Origin of the sequence: Acidovorax sp. LjRoot38, from assembly GCF_964252975.1 — a bacterium.
GTDB lineage: Bacteria > Pseudomonadota > Gammaproteobacteria > Burkholderiales > Burkholderiaceae_C > Acidovorax > Acidovorax facilis.
Genome location: NZ_CAXUPT020000010.1, coordinates 65,021 through 84,971 on the forward strand (window position 1 = coordinate 65,021; position 19,951 = coordinate 84,971).

Annotated in this window: 16 protein-coding genes; 4 read left to right on the top strand and 12 right to left on the bottom strand. The window is 66.1% G+C overall.

Translation table 11 applies throughout. From position 1 onward, the window contains the following. Nucleotides 1-106: 106 nt before the first annotated feature. On the top strand, nt 107-2,410 hold the full coding sequence (locus ACSQ22_RS18045; protein ID WP_055398881.1) for a putative bifunctional diguanylate cyclase/phosphodiesterase: 2,304 nt from the start codon (nt 107-109) through the stop codon (nt 2,408-2,410). A gap of 121 nt (nt 2,411-2,531) precedes the next feature. On the opposite strand, the gene ACSQ22_RS18050 is transcribed toward ACSQ22_RS18045, so the two are convergent. From ACSQ22_RS18050 to ACSQ22_RS18060, 3 genes are all read right to left on the bottom strand, one after another. Continuing rightward, nucleotides 2,532-2,675, bottom strand: coding sequence for a hypothetical protein (locus ACSQ22_RS18050; RefSeq protein ID WP_199727021.1), 144 nt, complete (start codon nt 2,673-2,675; stop codon nt 2,532-2,534). 65 nt (nt 2,676-2,740) lie between these two features. After that, nucleotides 2,741-4,021, bottom strand: coding sequence for an MFS transporter (locus ACSQ22_RS18055; protein ID WP_436131111.1), 1,281 nt, complete (start codon nt 4,019-4,021; stop codon nt 2,741-2,743). A gap of 41 nt (nt 4,022-4,062) precedes the next feature. Next, nucleotides 4,063-4,512 carry a RidA family protein gene (locus tag ACSQ22_RS18060; RefSeq protein ID WP_121507048.1) on the bottom strand — a complete coding sequence of 150 codons (450 nt, stop codon included), beginning with the start codon at nt 4,510-4,512 and terminating at the stop codon, nt 4,063-4,065. Between the two features lie 247 nt (nt 4,513-4,759). Between ACSQ22_RS18060 and soxR the strand changes: the two genes are divergently transcribed. Beyond that, on the top strand, nt 4,760-5,191 hold the full coding sequence (soxR, locus tag ACSQ22_RS18065; RefSeq protein WP_121422636.1) for a redox-sensitive transcriptional activator SoxR: 432 nt from the start codon (nt 4,760-4,762) through the stop codon (nt 5,189-5,191). Nucleotides 5,192-5,470: 279 nt separating this feature from the next. Here the strand turns inward: soxR and ACSQ22_RS18070 are convergent, their stop codons facing one another. The 4 genes from ACSQ22_RS18070 to ACSQ22_RS18085 all read right to left on the bottom strand — a co-directional run bounded on the left by ACSQ22_RS18070 (nt 5,471) and on the right by ACSQ22_RS18085 (nt 11,209). Continuing rightward, a complete protein-coding gene (locus ACSQ22_RS18070) occupies nt 5,471-6,277 on the bottom strand; it encodes an oxidoreductase (RefSeq protein ID WP_436131112.1) in 807 nt (268 codons plus the stop codon). A gap of 35 nt (nt 6,278-6,312) precedes the next feature. Then, on the bottom strand, nt 6,313-9,396 hold the full coding sequence (locus ACSQ22_RS18075; RefSeq protein ID WP_436131113.1) for an efflux RND transporter permease subunit: 3,084 nt from the start codon (nt 9,394-9,396) through the stop codon (nt 6,313-6,315). Continuing rightward, a complete protein-coding gene (locus ACSQ22_RS18080; RefSeq protein WP_436131114.1) occupies nt 9,393-10,508 on the bottom strand; it encodes an efflux RND transporter periplasmic adaptor subunit in 1,116 nt (371 codons plus the stop codon). Before ACSQ22_RS18080 ends, ACSQ22_RS18075 begins: the two co-directional genes overlap by 4 nt. An 83-nt stretch (nt 10,509-10,591) precedes the next feature. Then, the gene (locus ACSQ22_RS18085) at nt 10,592-11,209 is read right to left on the bottom strand and encodes a TetR/AcrR family transcriptional regulator (protein WP_121419489.1); all 618 of its coding nucleotides are present in this window, start codon (nt 11,207-11,209) and stop codon (nt 10,592-10,594) included. Between the two features lie 91 nt (nt 11,210-11,300). On the opposite strand from ACSQ22_RS18085, the gene ACSQ22_RS18090 reads away from it, so the two are divergent. Then, nucleotides 11,301-12,749, top strand: a complete 1,449-nt coding sequence (locus ACSQ22_RS18090; protein ID WP_436131204.1) for an efflux transporter outer membrane subunit — start codon at nt 11,301-11,303, stop codon at nt 12,747-12,749. 60 nt (nt 12,750-12,809) lie between these two features. Here the strand turns inward: ACSQ22_RS18090 and ACSQ22_RS18095 are convergent, their stop codons facing one another. After that, complete coding sequence (locus ACSQ22_RS18095) at nt 12,810-15,938, bottom strand: WD40 repeat domain-containing protein (protein ID WP_436131115.1); 3,129 nt, start codon at nt 15,936-15,938, stop codon at nt 12,810-12,812. A gap of 104 nt (nt 15,939-16,042) precedes the next feature. On the opposite strand from ACSQ22_RS18095, the gene ACSQ22_RS18100 reads away from it, so the two are divergent. Beyond that, the gene (locus tag ACSQ22_RS18100) at nt 16,043-16,978 is read left to right on the top strand and encodes a succinylglutamate desuccinylase (RefSeq protein WP_436131116.1); all 936 of its coding nucleotides are present in this window, start codon (nt 16,043-16,045) and stop codon (nt 16,976-16,978) included. Nucleotides 16,979-16,997: 19 nt separating this feature from the next. On the opposite strand, the gene ACSQ22_RS18105 is transcribed toward ACSQ22_RS18100, so the two are convergent. From ACSQ22_RS18105 to ACSQ22_RS18120, 4 genes are all read right to left on the bottom strand, one after another. Next, a complete protein-coding gene (locus ACSQ22_RS18105; RefSeq protein WP_121507042.1) occupies nt 16,998-17,537 on the bottom strand; it encodes a DUF924 family protein in 540 nt (179 codons plus the stop codon). Nucleotides 17,538-17,621: 84 nt separating this feature from the next. Then, nucleotides 17,622-17,837, bottom strand: coding sequence for a hypothetical protein (locus ACSQ22_RS18110; protein WP_218299250.1), 216 nt, complete (start codon nt 17,835-17,837; stop codon nt 17,622-17,624). Nucleotides 17,838-18,063: 226 nt separating this feature from the next. Then, nucleotides 18,064-19,026 carry a DMT family transporter gene (locus ACSQ22_RS18115; protein WP_436131117.1) on the bottom strand — a complete coding sequence of 321 codons (963 nt, stop codon included), beginning with the start codon at nt 19,024-19,026 and terminating at the stop codon, nt 18,064-18,066. A 217-nt stretch (nt 19,027-19,243) separates the two neighbouring features. After that, nucleotides 19,244-19,750: an MgtC/SapB family protein gene (locus ACSQ22_RS18120; RefSeq protein WP_436131118.1), complete on the bottom strand. Its 507-nt coding sequence runs from the start codon at nt 19,748-19,750 to the stop codon at nt 19,244-19,246. Between the last annotated feature and the right edge of the window lie 201 nt (nt 19,751-19,951).

Consider the following 19,951-nt stretch of genomic DNA (forward strand, 5'->3'; position numbering starts at 1 on the left):
GCGTGGCCGCCGCTGCTGGCGTTTTGCTGGTAGCCGATCCGTAAGAACTTGAACAGGTTCTAAGGCTGCGGTTACGATGGCCTTCCCCCCTGCAACCCCCGTCGCCATGGCCGAAGCCCCCGCTGTTCCGCTGCCCGACCACGAAGACGCCACCACACGCCATCTGGTGCGTGTGGCAGGGTGGGCCGTGATGCTGCTCGGCGGCGTCATCGGCGTGCTGCTGATGTTTGACGACCCCGTGCAGCCTGCGCGTGTGGCGCTCAATCTGGTGGCGGGCTTGGTGGGGGGCTCAGCGCTGTGGCTGGCGCGCCAGCAGCGCTGGACGCAGGCGGCCCACCTGCTGGTGTGGGGCGTGTGGGTATCGGTGTCGCTGGTGGCGGCCCGCAATGGCGGTGTGAATGGCCCCAACCTGCTCAACTACCCGGTGATCATCGTACTGGCCGGCTGGCTGCTGGGGGCCAGGGCCACCCTGACGCTGGTGGGGCTCACGGCGCTGCTGTTCCTGGGGTTCATCTGGGCCGACATCCAGGGCATGTTCAAGCCGGTGCAGGTGGCCAACCGGGTGGCCGGTGCGGTGTACCTGGCAGGCATTCTGGTGCTGACGGCAGCGGCCACGCTGCTGTCGCGCCGCAACTACATGAGCCGGGTGCAGGAGGCGCAGCAGACCGCTACCAACCTGGCTGCCAGCGAGGCTGCACTGCGCAAGCTGCTGCGGGCGGTGGAGCAGAGCCCCGAGAGCATCGTTATTACCGATCTGAAAGAAGACATCGAGTACGTGAACGACGCCTTCGTGCGCCGCACGGGTTATGAGCGCGATGAAGTGGTGGGCAAGGCATCGGCCGACTATTCCAGCAATGGACTGGCGCCCGCGCAGCGGGACGGCCTGCGCGCCACCCTGGCACGCGGCGAGAGCTGGGCGGGCGAGCAGGTCAACCGCCGCAAGGACGGCGCCGAGATTGCCGAGGCCGTGGTGGTGGCCCCCATCCGCCAGCCTGACGGCCACATCAGCCACTATGTAGAGCTCAAGCAGGACGTCACCGAGCGCAAGCGCGCAGCGCAGGAAATTCATCGCCTGGCGCATTTCGACAGCCTCACCAGCCTGCCCAACCGCTTCACGCTGATGGAGCGGCTGTCTGCGCTGCAGGGCCGCGCGGGCCGCCCGCCCACCACGCAACACGCGCTGCTGCTGCTGGACCTGGACCGCTTCACCACCTTCAACGATGCACGCGGCAGCGAGATGGGCGACCGCCTGCTGTGCGCCGTGGCGCTGCGCCTGTCCGAGATACTGCCCCCCCAGGGCCTGCTGGTGCGTGTGGCGGGCGACGAATTTGCCGTGGTGCTCCACGGCCTGGGCGCAGACGCCTCGCTGGCGGGCCGGCGTGCCCTGGCCTTTGCCGAAAAGCTGCAGACAGCGCTGCTGCGGCCGCTGCACCTGCAAGACAACGACACCGAAGAAGCCCAGCTGGGTGCTAGCGTGGGCATCACGCTCTACCCGCAAAGCGCCAATGATGTTGCGCACGACGCCCTGCGCCGTGCAGGCACGGCGCTGCACCGCGCCAAGCAGGCCGGTGGTGGGCGGGCGGCCTTCTTCGAGCAAGGCATGGGCGAGGCGGCTGAGCAGCGCTTTCGCGTGGAGCGCGAGCTGCGCCAGGCCATCGGCGCGGGCGAGCTGCGGCTGTACCTGCAATCGCAGGTGGACGTGTTGGGCCAGATCACCGGGGCTGAGGTGCTGGTGCGCTGGCAGCATCCGCGCGACGGCCTGGTGGCGCCGGGCGTGTTCATCCCCGTGGCGGAAGAGTCGGACCTGATCGTGAGCCTGGGCGGCTGGGTACTCTCCCATGCCTGCGCGCTGCTGGCGCAGCCATTGTTTCAGGAGCGGCGACTGCGGCTGTCGGTCAACCTGAGTGCCCGGCAGTTCCGGCAGGCGGGTTTTGTGCCGCAGCTGCGCGCCATGCTGGCTGCCAGCGGCGCCGACCCGCGCCTGCTCACCCTGGAGGTGACCGAAGGCCTGGTGATCGACGATTTTGACGACGCCGTGGCCAAGATGGGCGAGTTGGCGGCGCTGGGGGTGGACATGTCGCTGGACGACTTTGGCACGGGCTATTCGTCGCTGGCCTATCTCAAGCGCCTGCCGATCCAGGAGATCAAGATCGACCGCTCCTTTGTGCGCGACGCACCCACCAATGCCGACGATGGCGTGCTGGTGGAAGGCATCCTGTCGGTGGCCCGCCACTTCGGCCTGCGCGTGGTGGCGGAAGGGGTCGAGACCCGCGACCAGGCGGATTTCCTGAGCCAACGCGCTCCCGACATCGTGTACCAGGGCTACCTCTTCGGGCGCCCCGAGCCCGACACCGACTGGCTGGCCCGTGCAGCGCTGGTGGGCACCGCCACCGTGGAGGATGAAGGCTGAATTTCAAGCAAAAATAGCTGCCAGCGCTTATTGGTAAAGCGCTGGCAGCTATTTTTATGATAGCAAACGGCTTGTCGGCGCATGCGCGCCTCAGCGCCACGGCCTGCGGGTGCCTGGTGACTTACTTGTTCTTCTCTTTGCCACGCGGGATGACGGCGGTCACCGGTGGCATGGGGCGGTCAGAGCCGCCGCTTTCCTTGGGCAGCGAAGTGTCCTTCTTGGGTTTCTTTGCCATCTTGTTGCTGCGTTGTTCGCCTTTGGCCATGGTGCCTCCTGTAAAGGTCTCGGAATGGGACCGTGCCGGGATGGTACGTCACAAATCGGCCCCTTTCAGCGCACGGCGGGCTGCGCCGCAGCGGGGTTCGCTGCCGCAGGCTGCGCTCGCAGAGCCAGGCGCTGGTCATGCGCCAGCGCCAGGGCGTTGAGCACCGCGATGCTCCCACCCAGCGCACAGGTGGCGCCCCAGCCGCCCCATAGCCAGGCCACGGACCCGAGCGCCGACCCGCTGGCCGCGCCCGTGAAGTAGCTGGTCATGTACACCGCGTTGATGCGCGCACGGGCCGTGGGGTCCAGCCGGTAGATCACGTTCTGATTGCTGATGTGCACGCCCTGCAGCGCCAGGTCCACCACCAGCATGCCCACTACAAACCACACCAGGCTGGTGGCGCCCAGCCAGAGCGCGCCCCAGCCCAGCAGCAGCAACCCCACCGAAACGGCCGTGGTTACCTGGGCCTGACCACGGTCGGCCATGCGGCCCGCCACATTGGCCATGAGTGCACCGGCCACGCCCGCCAGCCCCACCAGGCCGATGCCCGCATCGCCCAGGCGGTGGGCAGGCCCCGCCAGCAACAGCGCCATGGTGGAGAACAACACGCTGACCGACGCAAACGACAGCCCACCCAGCAAGGCCCGGCTGCGCAGCCGGGGGTGGCGCAGGGCCAGCGTGCCCAGAGAGCGCAGCACCTGGCAATACCCCTGGGCCCGCCCAGCGTTTCGCGAGCGGGGCATTACCCACCACAGCGCCAGCGCCACGGCTACCATGGCCACGCCCGCCACGCGGTACACCAGCGTCCAGCCGCCCAGTTCAGACAGCAGTCCTGCCACACTGCGCGCCGCCAGAATGCCCACAAGCAGCCCGCTCATCACCATCCCCACCGCGCGCCCACTGCGGCCCGGTACAGCCAGCGTGGCCGCCAACGGCACTAGCACCTGCGCAGCCACCGAGAACAGCCCCGTCAGCACCGTGCCCAGCGCCAGCAGGGCGTAGCTGCCCGCAAACCCGCTGGTGAACAGCCCCAGGGCCGCCAGCAACATCAGCGTGGTGATGAGCCGCCGCCGCTCCAGCATGTCACCCAGCGGCACCAACAACAACAAACCCGCCGCGTAGGCCACCTGCGCCAGCGTGACGATGAGCGCCGCCGAGGCGTCACGCACCTGCAACTGCGTGGCAATGGAGTGCAGAAGGGGCTGGTTGAAGTAATTGCTGCCCGCGCACAACCCGCAGGCCACGGCCATGAGCAGCAGCACCGGCGTACTGAGGCCTGTCGCCTCTGGGTGGGGCGTGCTGGGCGGTGTGGTGGATGCGGAGCGGGAGTGCGGTGGAGTACTCATCTTGGGGACAGTGGTTGCCTGGGGTGGTGTGCATGCACAGCTCATGCCTGCATCACTGCTGTGGCCTCGATTTCAATCAGCATGCCGTCGAGCGCCAGCCGGGGCACCGGGATCAGCGTGCAGGCTGGTGCCGCCCCATCGGGCCACAGGCTGCGCACCGCCTGGCTGAACAGCGCCAGCCGCTGCTCGGTGTGGTCCACCACCAGCACGGTGAGCTTGGCCACGTCATGCACGCTGGCCCCCGCGCCTGCCAATGCGATACGCAGGTTGGTGAACGCCTGGCGCAGTTGCTCGCCAAAGTCGGCAGACAGCTGGCCCGCAGCGTTCTCGCCACCTTGGCCCGCCACAAAGACAGTGCGTGCCGGGGCGGGCGCCACCACCACATGGGTGTAGCCATTGGCACGCGGGTCGTACAGGCCCGGCGGGTTGATGAAGCGCAGCGTGGAAGTTGCCGTGGCGGGGTGCTGGGTTGTTGCGGTATCAAGGCGCATGGTGCAGAAATCCTGAGAGGGGATGTGAAGGTGAAGCCCACGGCGGAATTGCCAGAAAGCCTGGGCGACCGCAGTCGCAGCGGCATCGGCGGCGGTTGCAAGGGCTTCGTGGGTTAGTATCAAACCTCAAGTTAAATTGAGGTCAATCTCCGTGAAGAAAGCCCTTGCAGACGCTGTTGTGAAACCAGGCAAGCCCCGCATTCCAGTCGCCCGCGTAGTAGCGGACGCGCAGGCTGACCCGTCCGAGCTGTGCGAAAAATCCGAGCTGTCGGTGGGCGAGGTTGCCAGCCGCAGCGGGCTGGCCGTGTCGGCCCTGCATTTTTATGAATCGCGCGGGCTGATCGCCAGTGTGCGCAATGCGGGGAACCAGCGGCGCTACCCGCGCTCCGTGCTGCGCCGCGTGGCGGTGATCAAGGTGGCGCAGCGCATGGGCGTGCCGCTGGCCGCCATCGCCGAGGCCTTGCAGGCGCTGCCCGCCGGGCGCACGCCCACGGTGGCCGACTGGCGCCGCCTGTCCGCCCGCTGGCGCGACGATCTGGACGAGCGCATCCGCACGCTGACGGCGCTGCGCGACCAACTGGATGGATGCATTGGCTGCGGTTGTTTGTCGCTCAAGGTCTGCCCGCTGCGCAATGCGCAGGATGCGCTCGCAGAGGAGGGGCCTGGGCCGCATTTTTGAGAGGCGATGTGTGATTTGCTGCGCCCGCCGACTAAAGGGACGCATGGATTCCTGAAGGTCCTGTCCATTCATCCCCTCAATCTGCTCCGCCCGCGCGTGCCCAGGCCCGCCACCGCCGTCGTGCATGCGTTGAGCCGCTTCCGACTGCTGATGGGCCCAGACCAATGCCTTTTGATCGTCATTCATGCTTGTCTCCCGTTGGGTAATTCGGTCGTCCATCTGCGGCCGCACTTGCGGGGCGGAACCTGCGGTGGTTGTATGGGGTATCGGCATGAGCCGTCACGCAAGCCCGAATGACTTGCGCAAGCCCTTCCCGACAGGGCCTGCAGGCATGAAGCGGCGCAGTTTGGCCAGCATCGACGCTTCACCCTTGGGTGTGTGGCGCATTTTCCAAGTCCCCAGCGCGGCACGGACGATGGTGTCGGCCACGCCCTGGGGCGGGGGCGCCTTCTGCACGTTGCTCTGGATCGCTTGCGACACGACGTCCAGCTCCTTGCTGTAGTCAGCAATCCGGGCCACCGTTTGGGGCGCGTTCAGATCCAGGTTGGTCTTGGTGAAGGAGGGCTCGACCAGCGAGACGCGGATACCGAACTGGCGCACTTCGTGGTCCAGCGTTTCAGCCAGCCCTTCAACGGCATGTTTGGACGCTGAATAGAGAGCCATGTAGGGCGCGGGCAAAAATCCGAGCACCGAACTCACATTGACGATGCGGCCAGAGCGCTGCCCGCGCATGTGCGGCAACACTACCTTGATCACGCGCAAGACGCCAAAGAGGTTCGTGTCAAACAGCTTCTGAGCCTCCTCCACAGATGTTTCTTCCGCAGCGCCCAGCAGAGTCACCCCCGCGCTGTTGACCAGCACATCGATGCGTTGGGCTTGCGCGATGATGGTCTGGATGCCGCTTTCAACGGACATTTCGTCGCGGATGTCCATCTCAACGAGCGTCACGTTGGGAATGGCGTGCGCTTTGGCGGTGTTGCGCACGGTGCCGAAAACCCGGCAGCCCTGTTCGGCAAACTTCATGGCGGCAGCACGACCGATGCCCGAGGACACGCCGGTAACAACGACAACTTTGGATTTCGACATGGCAGTTCCTTTGATAGTGAGATTCGCAAGGGGAATCAGATAGATGCAGATGCGGGGGCTGAGCGAACGGGCCGGATGCCGAACCAGATCGAATACATCGCGGGCAGGAAAACGAGCGTCAGTACCGTGCCGGCCAGCGTGCCGCCGATCAAGGTGTAGGCCAACGTTCCCCAGAACACGGAGTGCGTCAGCGGGATGAACGCCAGGATCGCGGCCAGGGCGGTGAGGATCACCGGGCGGGCACGTTGCACGGTGGCTTCCACCACGGCGCGGAAGGGGTCCAGTCCGGCGTCTTCGTTTTCGCGGATCTGCCCGATCAGGATGAGCGTGTTGCGCATCAGAATGCCGGACAACGCGATCAGGCCTACCAGCGCATTGATGCCAAAGGGCTGTTGGAACAACAGCAGTGTCGGCACCACGCCGATCAGGCCCAGCGGGCTGGTCAGGAAGACCATGACCATCCCTGAGATGGAGCGAACCTGCAGGATGATGATGAGCAGGGTGGCTGCCAGCATGATCGGGAAGATTGGCAGCATGGCGACCGTCGCCTTGCCAGCTTCCTCGATAGAGCCTGCTTCCACGATGCGGTAGCCGCCAGGCAGCTTGTCCATGAGGGGCTTCAGTTGCTGGGTGATGGCCGTGGATACGTCCGGAGGCTGCAAACCTTCGGCAATGTCGCCGCGCACCGTGATCGTCGGCGTGCGGTCACGCCGACGCAGGATGGGATCTTCCATGCGCACATCGACCTTGCCCACCTGCGACAGCGGGATGCGCTGCCCGCTCGATCCCACCAGCGACAGGCCCGAAATCTTCGCAGGGTCGAGACGGACATCACCGGCGGCCCGGCCCATCACTTGCACCGAGCGGATATCCTCGCGCACCTCCGTCAACGGGGCTCCGCTCAGCAGGAACTGCAGCTGCAGCGCCACCGAGCTGGAGCTGAGTCCCACGGCACTCAGGCGGTCCTGGTCGAGTGTGAAATGCAAGGTCGGAACACGCGGGCCCCAGTCCGTGTTGACGGTGCGCATCATCGGACTGGTCTGCAGGACCGCCTCGACCTCGGCGGAAATCTCGCGCAGCTTGTCCAGATCGGGCCCCATGACGCGGTATGCCACGGGGAAGGGCGAAGGCGGGCCAAACACGATTTGCGTGACACGCACCCGTGCCTCGGGCGCCAGGCCATCTGCCACCGCATGGCGCAGTCTGAATTTGAGCTCTTCCCGTTCCTTGTCATTGCCGGTGAGCACCACGATCTTGGCGAACGACGGGTTCGGCAGCTCGGGCGACATGGCCAGGAAAAAGCGCGGGGCACCCTGGCCGATGTAGGCGGTCACGACCTTGGCCTCCTCCTGCTTGGCCAGCCAAGCCTCCACCTTGGCCGTCGCAGCGCTGGTTTGTTCGATGGAAGTGCCATAGGGCATCTGCACCTCGACCAGCACTTCCGGCCGGTCGGACGTGGGGAAGAACTGCTTCTTGACCAGCGCCATCCCCAGCACCGACACCACAAACAGGATGACGACGGAGGCTGCAACAATCCATTTGCGCGCAATGACGCGGCCAAGCAGCTGGCGGAACTGGTTGTAGCGCGGTGTGTCGTAAATGGCGTCGTGTCCGCCTTCGACCGTTTTGAGGTCAGGCAACAGCTTGACGCCCAGGTAAGGCGTAAAAACCACCGCCACCACCCACGACGCAATCAATGCAATGCCTACGATCCAGAACATGTTGCTGGTGTATTCACCCGCCGTGGAGCGTGCGAAACCATTCGGCATGAAGCCAATGGCTGTGACCAGGGTGCCAGAAAGCATGGGGGCTGCCGTATGGCTCCAGGCGTAGGCCGAGGCCGCCACACGGCTGTAGCCTTCTTCCATCTTCACCACCATCATTTCAATGGCAATGATGGCGTCGTCCACCAGCAGGCCCAGGGCCAGGATGAGTGAGCCCAGCGTGATCCGGTCAAAGTTCTTGCCAGAGGCGGCCATGATCACGAACACCGCCGCCAGCGTCAACGGCACGGCGGCTGCCACGACGATGCCCACACGCCAGCCCATGCTGACAAAGCAGACCACCATCACGACGAGCAGGGCGACGAAAAACTTGACCATGAACTCGTCCACTGCCGAGCTGATGTTGACGGCCTGGTCGGTCACCTTGGTCAGCGTCATGCCCATGGGGAGTTCTGCATTGATCTTGGTGACCTCGGCCTCCAGCGCTTTGCCCAGATCGAGCCCGTTCCAGTCGTCGCGCATCACGACGCCCAGCAGCAGGGCTGGCTCGCCGCCGTTGCGCACCAGGAAGGTTGCGGGGTCTTCATAGCCGCGCTCGATAGTCGCCACATCCGACAGCTTCAGCGTCCGCCCCTGCGCGATGATCGGGGTCTGCCGGATCTTCTCCAGCGTGTCGAACGCGCCATCCACACGCAGGAAAACCTGTGGTCCCTTGGTTTCGATGGAGCCTGCGGGCGTCAGCACGTTCTGGCTGTTGAGCGCGGCAAAAATGTCCTGCGGCGCCACGCCCAGCGTGGCCAGGCGATCATGGGAGAACGAGACGTAGATCCGCTCGGGTTGTTCCCCAATGATGTTGACTTTCTTGACGCCCGCCACATGCAGCAGTTGCTGGCGCAACACTTCCGCGTCGCGGACCAACTGTCTTTGGGGTTCACCCTTGGCCTTGAGGGCGAAGAGCGCAAAGGTCACATCTGCATATTCGTCGTTGACCATAGGGCCGATGACGCCAGCAGGCAGTTTCCTCGCCTCGTCGCTGATCTTCTTGCGTGCCTGGTAGAACTCCTCCTGCACTTGCGACGGCGGTGCGCTGTCCAGCAGCGACACCATGGTGAAAGCCAGGCCGGGGCGGGTGAAGGTTTCTGTGCGGTCGTACCAGCGCAATTCCTGCATGCGCTTTTCCAGGGGTTCTGCAACCTGATCCTGCATCTCCTGGGCCGTGGCGCCAGGCCACGCCGTAACGATCGTCATCTGCTTGATGGTGAAAGGCGGGTCTTCAGCGCGCCCGAGTTTGGCAAACGCGAGAATGCCTGCTGCAGAGATCAGGAAGATCAGGAACAGGGTGATGGCGCGCTCGCGCACTGCGAGCGCCGACAGGTTGAAACGGCCTTCGCTCACGGACGTGCTCCTTCCTTCGGAGCAGCTGTCGCCAGATCTGCCAGCCGGACCTGCTCGCCCTCGCGCAACAGGTGCGCACCCAGTGCGACGATTCGCTCCCCGGGCTTGATGTGGCCCGTCACGTAGGCCCCCGCATCGTCCAGGCGCTGGACGGCCACCGGCTGCCAGGCAACCTTGGCCGGTTCACCGCGAAGCACCCAAACTCCTGGGCCCTTGCCCGCATCGAACAAGGCGCCGATGGGCACTTGCAGGCCCGCCGCCGCAGAGGACTTTTCGTCCGGAATGCGAACCGCCACCGTGGTGCCCAGGGGCGCGTTGGCCAAATCCCCTTCGAGCACATAGCGGGCCTCGAAGGTGCGCGTCACCCGGTCTGCCGAGCTGGAAAGCTGTCGCAGCTTGGCCGAGACGGCGGCCTCCTCCTTGCCAAACAAGGTGGCTTGTGCCTGCGACCCTATGGCGGGGCGCAAAGTCTCCGGCAGCTGCACGAGCGCTTCGCGTCGGCCTGCATGGGCCAGGCGGACCACCGGTTGCCCGGCGCTCACCACCTGTCCGGGTTCGGCCAGCGTTTCCACGACGACGCCGTCGCCGTCTGCCACCAGCTCGGCATAACGGCTTGCATTGCGGGATACATCCGCCTGGGCTTCGGCCGCACTGAGCTGCGCCTGGGCTGCGTCTGCAGCCGCCTTCACCTGGTCATAGGCCGCAGCGGAGATAGCGCCTGTGCCGCGCAGGTCGCGGTACCGTGCTTCATCGTCCGCCATCTGGCGAGCACGGGCACGCGCAGCGGCCACAGCCTCTTGCTGCGCATGGGCGGCAAGTTTCAGATCGACCGCATCGATGCGCATGAGCAGCTGCCCGCGTTTGACGGTCTGCCCCGCATCCACCAGCCGTTCCAGCACCTTGCCCGAGACGCGAAAGCCCAGGTCGCTCTGCACCCGGGCCGCTACGGTACCCGTGAACGCCCTGGAGGCAGCTGCGGCCTCTTGAACAATGGCTGCGCGCACCAGCGGCGCTTCGGTGCGTGGATCGGAAGAAGCCTTTTCGCCGCAGGCGACCAGCGCCAACGGCAAGGCAGAAATGAGAAACAGAGTGGCGAGGCGAGGCCGAAGCATGAAAGTCCCTTGTGCAGATGGATCGGGACTTTCATTGTGATTCTTGTGACCAAATTAGTCAACAGTCACAAATAAACTTTCGCTCATGGGGACAGGCTGCGCAGGACCAGGCTGGACAACTGGGTGGGCGCCTCGTTGGCGTAGTCCAGGCTGTGCTGCAGGATCAGCGGATTGAGGTAGGGGCGCATCACCAGGTGGATGGCTGCAGTGGTTTCATCCAGCGGCGTCTTGCGCTCGAAGTCGCCGGTCTGCCGGCCTTCCTGCAAGACATCCCGCAACAGCGCCTGCAGGCGCTCCTCGTACACGATGGTGGACTGCCAGCGTTCGGTTGCCGCAGAGGTGGCGATCTCGTAGAGCTTTCTGTCCTGGAAAAAGAGACGCAGGCTCGACTCCACAATGGCTTTGAACATGCGCCGCAGCTTCTCGGGTGGCCGATCGGCCTGGGCCACGGCCGCCCGGACCTCGCTCTCGATATCGCTCAGGCAGTTGGCGCAAATCATCTCGCCGATGGCCTGCTTGGATTCGAAGAACTTGTAGATATAGGCTTTGGAAAAACCGATCTCCTTGGCCAGGTCGGACACGGTGGTTTTTTCGTAGCCGTAGCGGCTGAAGTGCTCGGTGGCGGCGGTCACGATCTGGTTTCGCACCTCGTGGTCCGCAGGGCCCCGGCCTGCGGCGGTGGGATGGCTTGTTTTGGTCATGGGCAAAGCTTACGCCAGTCTTGGTGACTAGACAACGAGTGACTATTTGGTATTATGGTCACAATTCAATTGAACCATGACCGAAAAAACCATGCTGCCCAAACGCACACTCGCCGCCCTTCTTGTGGCCAGCCTCTCCGCCGGCTGCGCCGTGGGGCCGGACTATGTCCGGCCCGAGATTTCCCTGCCTGGGCATTACCAGGATCAGCCCGGCAGCAATCAACAGCCAGAGAAGGCCGCCGCCGAACTGGCCTCCTGGTGGTCTGCGTTTGGCGATCCTCAACTCACGCGATTCGTGTCGCTCGCGCTGGCGCAAAACCTCGATCTGGCGCAAGCCGCTGCACGGGTCGCCCAGGCGCGTGCGGGGCTGGGCGCGGCCGACGCCGCACTGTTGCCGTCCGCAGCCGTGTCGGGCCAGGCTGCGCGGGCCTATCAGTCCACGCAAACACCCTTGGGACAGGTCTTGAGTTCGACGCCGGGTTTTGACCGGTATGGCAGCGCTTACGAGGCAAACCTGGGCGCAAGCTGGGAGCTGGATGTGTTCGGCGGCCTGCGCCGGGGGCGGGAGGCGGCCACCGCCGAATACCAGTCTTCGGAGGCTGGTGCTGTTGCCACCCGATTGGCCGTGGCGGCACAGACCGCAGATATCTACATCACGATTCGCGGCCTGCAGGCCCGCCGAGAAGTAGCCCGCCAGCAGGTGCAGACGCAACACGACCTGCTGTCCAACGTCAGGCTGCTGCACAGTAAGGGTCTTGCGGCAGAGCTCCAGGTGAGCCAGGCGGAGGGGGCGCTCTCGCAGGCGCAAGCAGCGATTCCGGTGCTGGACGCTTCCTTGGACACGTTAATGAACGCCATGGATGTCATCCTGGGAACTCCCCCGGGCACCCACCGCGCAGAACTGACCGCGCCGGGCGGCATTCCGGCAACTCCCCAAGGAATTGCGACGGGCTCGCCGAGCGAGCTGCTCAGGCGCAGGCCGGACCTCATCGCTGCGGAGCGCCGCTTGGCTGCATCCAATGCGCGCATTGGCGCCGCCATCTCCGAGTACTACCCCAAACTCTCTCTCAGCGGCCTGGTGGGGAGTGCAACGTCTGTGTCCAGCGGCAGCCTGTTCTCGGGCGGCGCCAGCCAGGCCACAGGCGTGCTCGGGCTGCGCTGGCGTCTTTTCGACTTCGCGCGCATCAATGCGCAGATAGAGCAGGCCAAGGGCCAGGAGGCAGAGATGCTGGCCGCCTACCGATTGGCGGCGCTGCGGGCCACGGAAGATGTGGAAAACTCGCTCTCCGCGTTTTCCAGGCGCCAGGAGCAAGTTTTGGTGTTGAAGGCCGGTGTCGATTCGCTGGGTCGCGCTCGCGCAGCGTCGTTCTCGGCCTACCAAAAAGGCGTTGTCAGCTTGATCGAAGTCCTGCACGCCGATGAGACCTTGCTCCGGGCTGCCGATGCGCGTGTACAGGCGCAGACGGAATCTGCCCGTTCGGCAGTGGCCATCTTCAAAGCACTGGGGGGAGGGTGGGAGTCCGGTGCATCTCCGACCTAGTCCACGTTCAATGGTCACGCCCAAAGCAGCGTTAACTTCCGACGAGTACGGTCACATCGCCTACCACCGCAACGGCCCGGTTTCATCGCTCCAGAAGATCCACCGCCGCACCTCCGCATACGGCGATGTGCCGATGGAATACGGGTCCATCCCCGTCTCCACGCGCTCCAGGTGCACCAGGTAGCCGCCGTAGCTGGCGGCCCACAGGGTGCTGCCGTCGGGCGACATGTCCATGGCACTGATGGTGCTGCCGATGTGGTGGCGCCACAGCGGGCGCCCGTCGTCGCTGATGGCGTGCAGGTAGCCATTGGCATCGCCCAGCACCACCATGCCCGGCAGGGTGGCAGATGCATACACGCGCCACTGGGTGTTGATGGCCGGGGCTTCGTGCGTTTCTTCTTCTCCACTGTCTGCCGCGAGGTCTGGCAACGCTGCACTCACTGGCGCGGCCAGCGTGCAGCCCCCGTAGAAGTGGCAGGAGTTGGCAAACAGCTGCGTGCCGTCATGTGAAAAGGTGGTGTGGTGCGGGTAGGACGACAGGGGCTCGTAGCGGCGCACCACCTGGCCTCGGGGGTTCAGCAGGATGTGCACGCTGTCCTGGTCGCCCACGGCGATGTAGCGCTCGTCCGGTGACAGGGCCATGTGCAGCATGTCGAGCGCCAGCATCGTGACCTCGGCGCCGTTCACCGATTCGTCCTGCTGGTTCTTGGGCCAGGTGTAGGGGCCGTCTTCGTCAAAGGTTTGCGGGTGGATGCGCTGCACGGGGCTGCTGGCTTCCTCGGCACCCTCGGCGTGCAACAGATAGACGCCCGTGGGGTTGCGCAGCAGCACACGCTGGCCGTCGTTGAAGGGGATCAGCTCGTCGCAGCGCTGGCCCAGGGGGCCGGGCGATACCACCACCTGAGCTGGCAGTGCTTCGTTGCCCTGGGGCAGTGCAAAGCGGGCGATGACGGGGCCGTCAAAACCATCGTGCGTGGTGACATGCTGGCCGTCGCTTTGCGCAAAGCAGCGCCGGTTGGGCGAGCGGCCGAGGCCGCGCAGTGCGGGCAAGGGGATGTGCCGCAGGCCCTGCAGGGCCACCCAGTGCGCCGTGTCGTCGTAGGGGGCGCCGATGCGCGCCAGCACGCGGCCGTCGTCCAGCGCGAACACCGGGCCGATGAAGCGGCCCGCATCGGCGGCGTGCCGCACGAAGGCGTCGGGGGCAAATGCAAAGCGCTGGCGAAAGCGGTCGGCCAGGTCTTCGTCGGCGTAGGTGTTGACCACGCGGGCCAGTTGCAGCACGGTGGCTGCGGCCGCCTTGCGCGGGTCGGAGGGCAGGTCGCTGTCTTCGTTTTCTTCTTCTTGTTCTTCTTCGGTATCGCCGTTGCCTTTCTGCACCTCGGCCGAATCCAGTGCGAGCTGGTGCGCGCGGATGGCGGCCACATAGCTTTGCCCATCGGCCTGCCATTGGTCGGACAGCGTCATCAGCTCGACAGGGAAGACCGCTGCATCGGGCAGGTCGGGCGCGAGCGGGGGTGTGGCCAGCAGGTGCACGGCGGCTTCGATGCGCCGCGCCTCGGCCTGACGGGCCTGCTCCTGTTCGTGCTGATCGCGTACGCGCAATTGGACCGCGCCGTAAAAACGCAGCAGCCGCGTTATGTGGTCGGCGGCGCTGCGGGGCAGGGTGGCGCGGGCATCGCTCTGGCGCTGCGCATAGGTGAACTCCACCACGGCTGGCCCGTCCAGCGCGGCTTCCACGTTGATCTGGTAGGCGCTGTGGGCGTTGTCGTCTTCGTCGCCGGGGGCTTCGTCGCCGTTTTCCCAGCTGAGCTTGAGGGCGCGGCCCCAAGGCTCGCCTTCGTGCATGCAGGGCTGGCGCGCACCCACCCACACGTCGCCTTCCCACCAGCCGTTCTTGTCGCTGTCCCACCAGTCGTTGTAGCGCTCGGTGAACACAGGCAGGGAGGTAAATTCTTCGATGCGCTCTGCGGTCAGCTCGGTCACCAGGCGCTGGTACAGCGGGTAGCGGGCGCGGTGCTGGCCCACGGCCTTGCTCAGGTAGTCCAACACGCCGCGCCAGGCCAGCGTGCAGGCCTGCCAGGCTTCGGGGGCGGTGTCGGGTGCCAGAGCCAACCACTCGCCGGGCTCGCCTTCGCTATAGGCGCGGTACACCAGCGTGAGCTGCGCGGTGGTGGGCACCTTGTGGCCCCGCACGGCGGCGGCCAGGCGCGCCAGCAGCCCCTGGCGTTCGGGCACCTGCGCCACCGAGAGGTAGAAGTCCCAGGTCTTCCAGACGGTGATGAACACGTTGTCGTCGCGCTGGTCGCCATCGGCGTCCACATGCCGCTGGCACAGCGAAAAATCAGTCTGCTGAAACCACCCGGTGGCCGTGTGCTCCTTGGGGCCGATCACGGGCGTGTGCACGGCGGCCAGGATGTTGCGCACGCTGATGGCCTCATCGGCGAACAGGTCGGCCTCCAGGGGCATCAGCGCGTGGATCTCGGCGCTGCTGCGCGTGGCGTTGTCGCCCGCGCGCACGGCGGCCACCACGCGGGCGCGGTCCAGCACGTAGCTGACGCCGCTTTCGCCATCATCGATGCCGTCATGGAACTCAGGCGGGAACACGATGCCTACGATTTCGCCGGAGAACTCCGCCAGGTGCGGCACGCTGCGCACCTCGTCCATGAGGAACTCCACCTGTTCGGGCCCGGTGATGTCTACGGGGTATTCATCCGTGAACAGTGCCACCCGCGCCGTGAGCCCGCCACGCACGGTGAGCCCGCCGTGGTTGTAGTCGCCCCACAGCAGGTCGGCCACTTGCAGCGCGCCCTGCACATAAAGCAGCTGGCCGCCCACCACGGCGTTGTCCATGCGCGCGTCGCCCAGTACGACCAGGTGCGTGGCGCCATCGGTGTCGTCGCAGGTGAGTGCGCCGTCGATCTGCAGATGGCCTTCGATCAGGATCAGAAAGGGCTGGCCCGTGGGAGCTTGGTTGGTGTTGTTGCCGCCCTGCAGCAGCGCCCGCAGCGGGCTGCCGCTGGCCAGGGGCGCATCCAGGTGCAGCTCGGGCACCTGCACATCGCCGGTGATGCAGAGCACGGTTTCCGTGGCCAGCGCATCCGGGTCCTCTGCAAGGCGCTGGGCGATCCAGCTGTCGGCGGGCAGTCGGGCGGCCACATCGGCCAGCGGGCAAAGTCGGGCAGTGGGCATGGTGCGGCAGGGCGGTGGAACAACGGGCGGGGCATCGTACACCGCGCGCCATGTGGTTTTTGCTTTGCGCAGAGAATGATGTGTTGTCTTACTAATTGCCCGCCATGACGCAAAACTATCCCGTTTTCGAAGTCCTTCCCCGCGACCTGTCTGCCTACCGCCAGGGCAATGTGGGCATCGACTACGTGCACCGTTTTGAATCGGGCCAGCCAGGCCCCCACGTGCTCATCAATGCGCTCACGCATGGCAACGAGATCTGCGGCATGGTGGCGGCCACGCACCTGCTGGACACGGGCGTGCGCCCGCGGATTGGCACGCTGACCATCAGCTTTGCCAACGTGGCGGCGTATGCATCGTTTGATCCGACCCGTCCGTTTGAAAGCCGCCAGCTGGTGCACAACCTCAACCGCATCTGGTCCGCCGGTGAGCTGGACGGCACGGCCGCAAGCCCCGAGCTGGACCGCGCCCGTGCGTTGCGCCCGGTGGTGGCTGCGGCCGATCACATCCTGGACATCCACTCCACCAGCCAGGATGTGCAGCCTTTCTGGGTGTACCCCGCATATCCGCGCAATGCGCAGGTGGCGCTGGCCATTGGCAGTCCGCCCGTGCACCTGGTGATGCCCAGCGGGCTGGGCTCGGGCACGCCGCTCATCCAGCACGGGCGCCATGGGCTGGCTGAGAGCGATGGGGTGGCTTTGGTGGTGGAGTGTGGCCAGCATTTCCGCCAGTCGGCGGCCGACGTGGCCACGGCCGTGGCGCTGGATTTTCTGGCGCATTTCGGGCTGGTCGAAGCTGCTGCCAACCGCCCAGCGCCAGGCCCGCAGCGCCGCTATGAACTGCTGGAGACCTGCATGGTGCGCACGCCGGACTTCCGCTTCACACGGCCTGTGCAGGGCTTTGAGGTGTTTGCCCAGGGCGAACTCATCGCCACCGATGGCCCGCACGAGATCCGCGCGCTGTGCGACGACTGCACGGTGATGATGCCCACGCGCGAGCCCATCGTGGGCCGCGAGGCGGTGTACCTGACCCGGCCGATCTGACCGGCAAGGACCGGCAGGCTCAGAAGGACGAGCCGGGCTGCGCGAGGAAGGCCAGCTCCTGCGCCGTAGACGTGCGCCCCAGCACGGCGTTGCGGTGCGGATAGCGCCCGAAGCGCGCAATGATGTCGCGGTGCGCCACCTCGAACTTCAGGTTGTTTTCCAGCCCCGGCTGGTCAAACAGCACCATCGCCTGGGCGTGGATGGCGGCGGATTCGCTGTGCATGTAGGGCATGTAGGCAAAGGCGCGTTCGGTGGGGGCCAGTGCCTTGTCGTGCTGCCCGGCCACCAGCTCCTGCGCCAGGGCCAGCGCCTGGGCGTCTTGCGCAAACGCAAGCGGCGAGCCCCGGTGGATGTTGCGCGAGAACTGGTCCAGCACCAGGATCTCTGCCAGGCGGCCTTGGGGCGTGCCGCGCCAGTTCCACAACTCGCACTGCCGCGCTGCCTGCCAGGTGGCACCGAAGCGGACACGGATCATCGCGTCGATGGCGTCCTCTTGTGCAAAGTGCTGGGCGGGGGTGAGTTCTTCGAACCAGAAATGAAGGATGTCTTCGGCTTGCATCGTGAATATCGCATGAAATAAGGCTCTGGCGCTTGATCATAAAGTGCTGGGTGCTATCAATTTCATAGTATCGATGCTGGCCGCTCAGTTCTGGAGGCGGATTTTTCCCTCGCGCACATACTGGTTGAACTGGTCCTTCGGGATCGCGGCGGAGCCCACGGCGTCGTTGTCTGCGGTCCAGCTCAAGGTGGTGCTGTCTTTGGAAGGCTCCAGCTCTACGGGGCCTTTCGGAATGGTCAACGGCGCTCCGTCACCCGGGGTGTAGGTAACGTGGCCTGCAATGGTGGCGTGCTGGGTCATGGTGAATTCCTTTTTGGTGGTGCCGATGTGATGGACCTCCTATTCCACTGCGCGCACGCGTACCGGGGTGTAAGACCATGCCGTGCCACCGCGCGGGCCGTGGCCGCCACCCGTAGCCCTTGAAACTGGCGCGGCCCAGGCGAGGGACGCCAAGCAAGGGCCGCCCCGCAGCGAGGGCGTCGTCCCCCTGGGGGAAGGCGCGCAGCGACTCAGGGGGGACTCCTGCTCATGGAGGCACCACCGCCTGCGTCCGCTCCTGCCGCACCAGATACAACCCGCTGCCGATGATGATCGCGCCGCCCAGCAATGTGGAAACCCCCGGCACGGCCTGCCACAGCACCCAGTCGAGCCCCATGCCCCAGGCCAGGGCCGTGTATTCAAACGGCGCCACCACCGACGCCTGCCCGTGCCGGAACGCCTCGGTGATCGCCAGCTGCCCCAGAAACCCCGTGACCGCCAGGCCTGCCACCAGCGGCCAGTGCGCAGCGTCCACGCCCACCCAGCCCGGCCAGGCCAGCGTGCCCGCGCCCAGCGCCAGCAAGGCGGTGGTCCAGAAGACCAGGCTGGCGCTGGAGTCTGTGCGGCTGAGCACGCGCCCCGTGATGGCCGACACGGCGTATCCACACGCTGCGCCCAGCACCGCCAGCGCGCCCAGCGTGAAAAATGCGTCCTGGCTGGGCCGCAGGGCCACCACCACGCCCACCATGCCCAGCACGATCGCCACCCAGTGGGCGGCGCGCACCTTCTCGCCCAGCACCACGGTGGACAGCGCCGTGATCAGCAACGGGGCGATGAAAAACAGCGTGTAGGCCTCGGCCAGGCCCAGCTCCTTGAGTGCGTAGGTGAACAGGCCCAGCATGGTCACGTTGAGCACGCCACGCAGCAGGTGCAGCGGCCAGCGCACCTTGAGCAAGCCCCGCACCTCGCCGCGCCACAGCACATACAGCGCCACCAGCGGCAACGCAGCCCAGCCGCGCAGCGCCGCCACCTGCATGGCGGGGTAGCTGGCCGACAGGGTCTTGAGCAGGGCGTCCATCAGCGAAAAACACCCCACCGCCGCGACCATGGCGACGATGCCGCGCAGGTTGCCCGAGGCTGCCGCCTGCGCTGTGGTGGCCGTCGCAGTCGCAGTTGTGGTCGCGGCTGCAGATGCCGCAGGCTGAGCCTCGGTGTCGCTCGTCCGCGTCATGGTTGTACCGCCACAGGAAGGCTGCAGGCTGTGGCGGGTGGCAGGGTGGCAAACGGCGCAGGAGCTGTGCCGCCAAGGCAGCGGTGCTGCGCTGGAAGACTGTGCATGGGGTAACGAGATGTGGCTGCCTGCGGCGCGTGGGCCTGCGCCGCAGCCAGGGGGTCGGTGGGCCAAAAAGTGTAGCGCAGCCCGCGCCAGCGGGCTGCCTCGGCTCGGCTCAGTCCGACTTGTGGTTGGCTGCGTTGCGGCTCACCTTGTCGTGCAGCATCGGAATGGCCCACAGCACCACCAGCGCCAGCACCGTGCTCAGCACCGCCGTGGCTTCGCGGCCCAGCCCGGCGGCCACGCCGATGGCGGCCGTGAGCCAGATGCCAGCGGCTGTGGTCAGGCCCTTGACCTGGCTTTCGGCATCGCCCTTGAGGATAGTGCCCGCGCCCAGAAACCCCACGCCCGCGATGATGCCCTGCAGCACGCGGCTGTTGTCTGCCGCTTCAATGCCAGCCTGCTGCGCCACCAGCACGAACAGGGCCGCGCCCATGGCCACCAGCATGTGCGTGCGCACGCCGGCGGCCTTGCCCGCGTGTTCGCGTTCCCAACCCAGCAGCCCGCCCAGCAGCGCTGCCATGGCCAGGCGCACCACGATGCGCGTGGCCTGTGCCGCATCGGGCACGTCCGAGAATTCCGAGGCCACCGTGCTGGCGATCTCCTGCCAGAGGTCAGCCATGGCCATGGTCCTTGCACCCGGTGACCGGCGTTGTGGCGAGGGAGGGCGGTGTGCTCAGAGAGCGGTACGCGTGTGGTGGCATGGCGGGGAGTCCAGCGGAGGAGGGGTCGCAGCAACAGTGCTGCCCTGCGACTGTGCTGCTCCTGCGCGGCAGCGTCTACCGGTGGCGGGCGAGCGCGGGGGTAGGACACTGCCGACGCA

Bases quoted from the DNA above. Each gene is read 5' to 3' on its own strand.
- ACSQ22_RS18045 (WP_055398881.1), top strand. From the start codon at position 107: ATGGCCGAAGCCCCCGCTGTTCCGCTGCCCGACCACGAAGACGCCACC.
- ACSQ22_RS18050 (WP_199727021.1), bottom strand. From the start codon at position 2,675: ATGGCCAAAGGCGAACAACGCAGCAACAAGATGGCAAAGAAACCCAAG.
- ACSQ22_RS18055 (WP_436131111.1), bottom strand. From the start codon at position 4,021: ATGAGTACTCCACCGCACTCCCGCTCCGCATCCACCACACCGCCCAGC.
- ACSQ22_RS18060 (WP_121507048.1), bottom strand. From the start codon at position 4,512: ATGCGCCTTGATACCGCAACAACCCAGCACCCCGCCACGGCAACTTCC.
- ACSQ22_RS18070 (WP_436131112.1), bottom strand. From the start codon at position 6,277: ATGTCGAAATCCAAAGTTGTCGTTGTTACCGGCGTGTCCTCGGGCATC.
- ACSQ22_RS18080 (WP_436131114.1), bottom strand. From the start codon at position 10,508: ATGCTTCGGCCTCGCCTCGCCACTCTGTTTCTCATTTCTGCCTTGCCG.
- ACSQ22_RS18085 (WP_121419489.1), bottom strand. From the start codon at position 11,209: ATGACCAAAACAAGCCATCCCACCGCCGCAGGCCGGGGCCCTGCGGAC.
- ACSQ22_RS18090 (WP_436131204.1), top strand. From the start codon at position 11,301: ATGCTGCCCAAACGCACACTCGCCGCCCTTCTTGTGGCCAGCCTCTCC.
- ACSQ22_RS18095 (WP_436131115.1), bottom strand. From the start codon at position 15,938: ATGCCCACTGCCCGACTTTGCCCGCTGGCCGATGTGGCCGCCCGACTG.
- ACSQ22_RS18100 (WP_436131116.1), top strand. From the start codon at position 16,043: ATGACGCAAAACTATCCCGTTTTCGAAGTCCTTCCCCGCGACCTGTCT.
- ACSQ22_RS18105 (WP_121507042.1), bottom strand. From the start codon at position 17,537: ATGCAAGCCGAAGACATCCTTCATTTCTGGTTCGAAGAACTCACCCCC.
- ACSQ22_RS18110 (WP_218299250.1), bottom strand. From the start codon at position 17,837: ATGACCCAGCACGCCACCATTGCAGGCCACGTTACCTACACCCCGGGT.
- ACSQ22_RS18115 (WP_436131117.1), bottom strand. From the start codon at position 19,026: ATGACGCGGACGAGCGACACCGAGGCTCAGCCTGCGGCATCTGCAGCC.
- ACSQ22_RS18120 (WP_436131118.1), bottom strand. From the start codon at position 19,750: ATGGCTGACCTCTGGCAGGAGATCGCCAGCACGGTGGCCTCGGAATTC.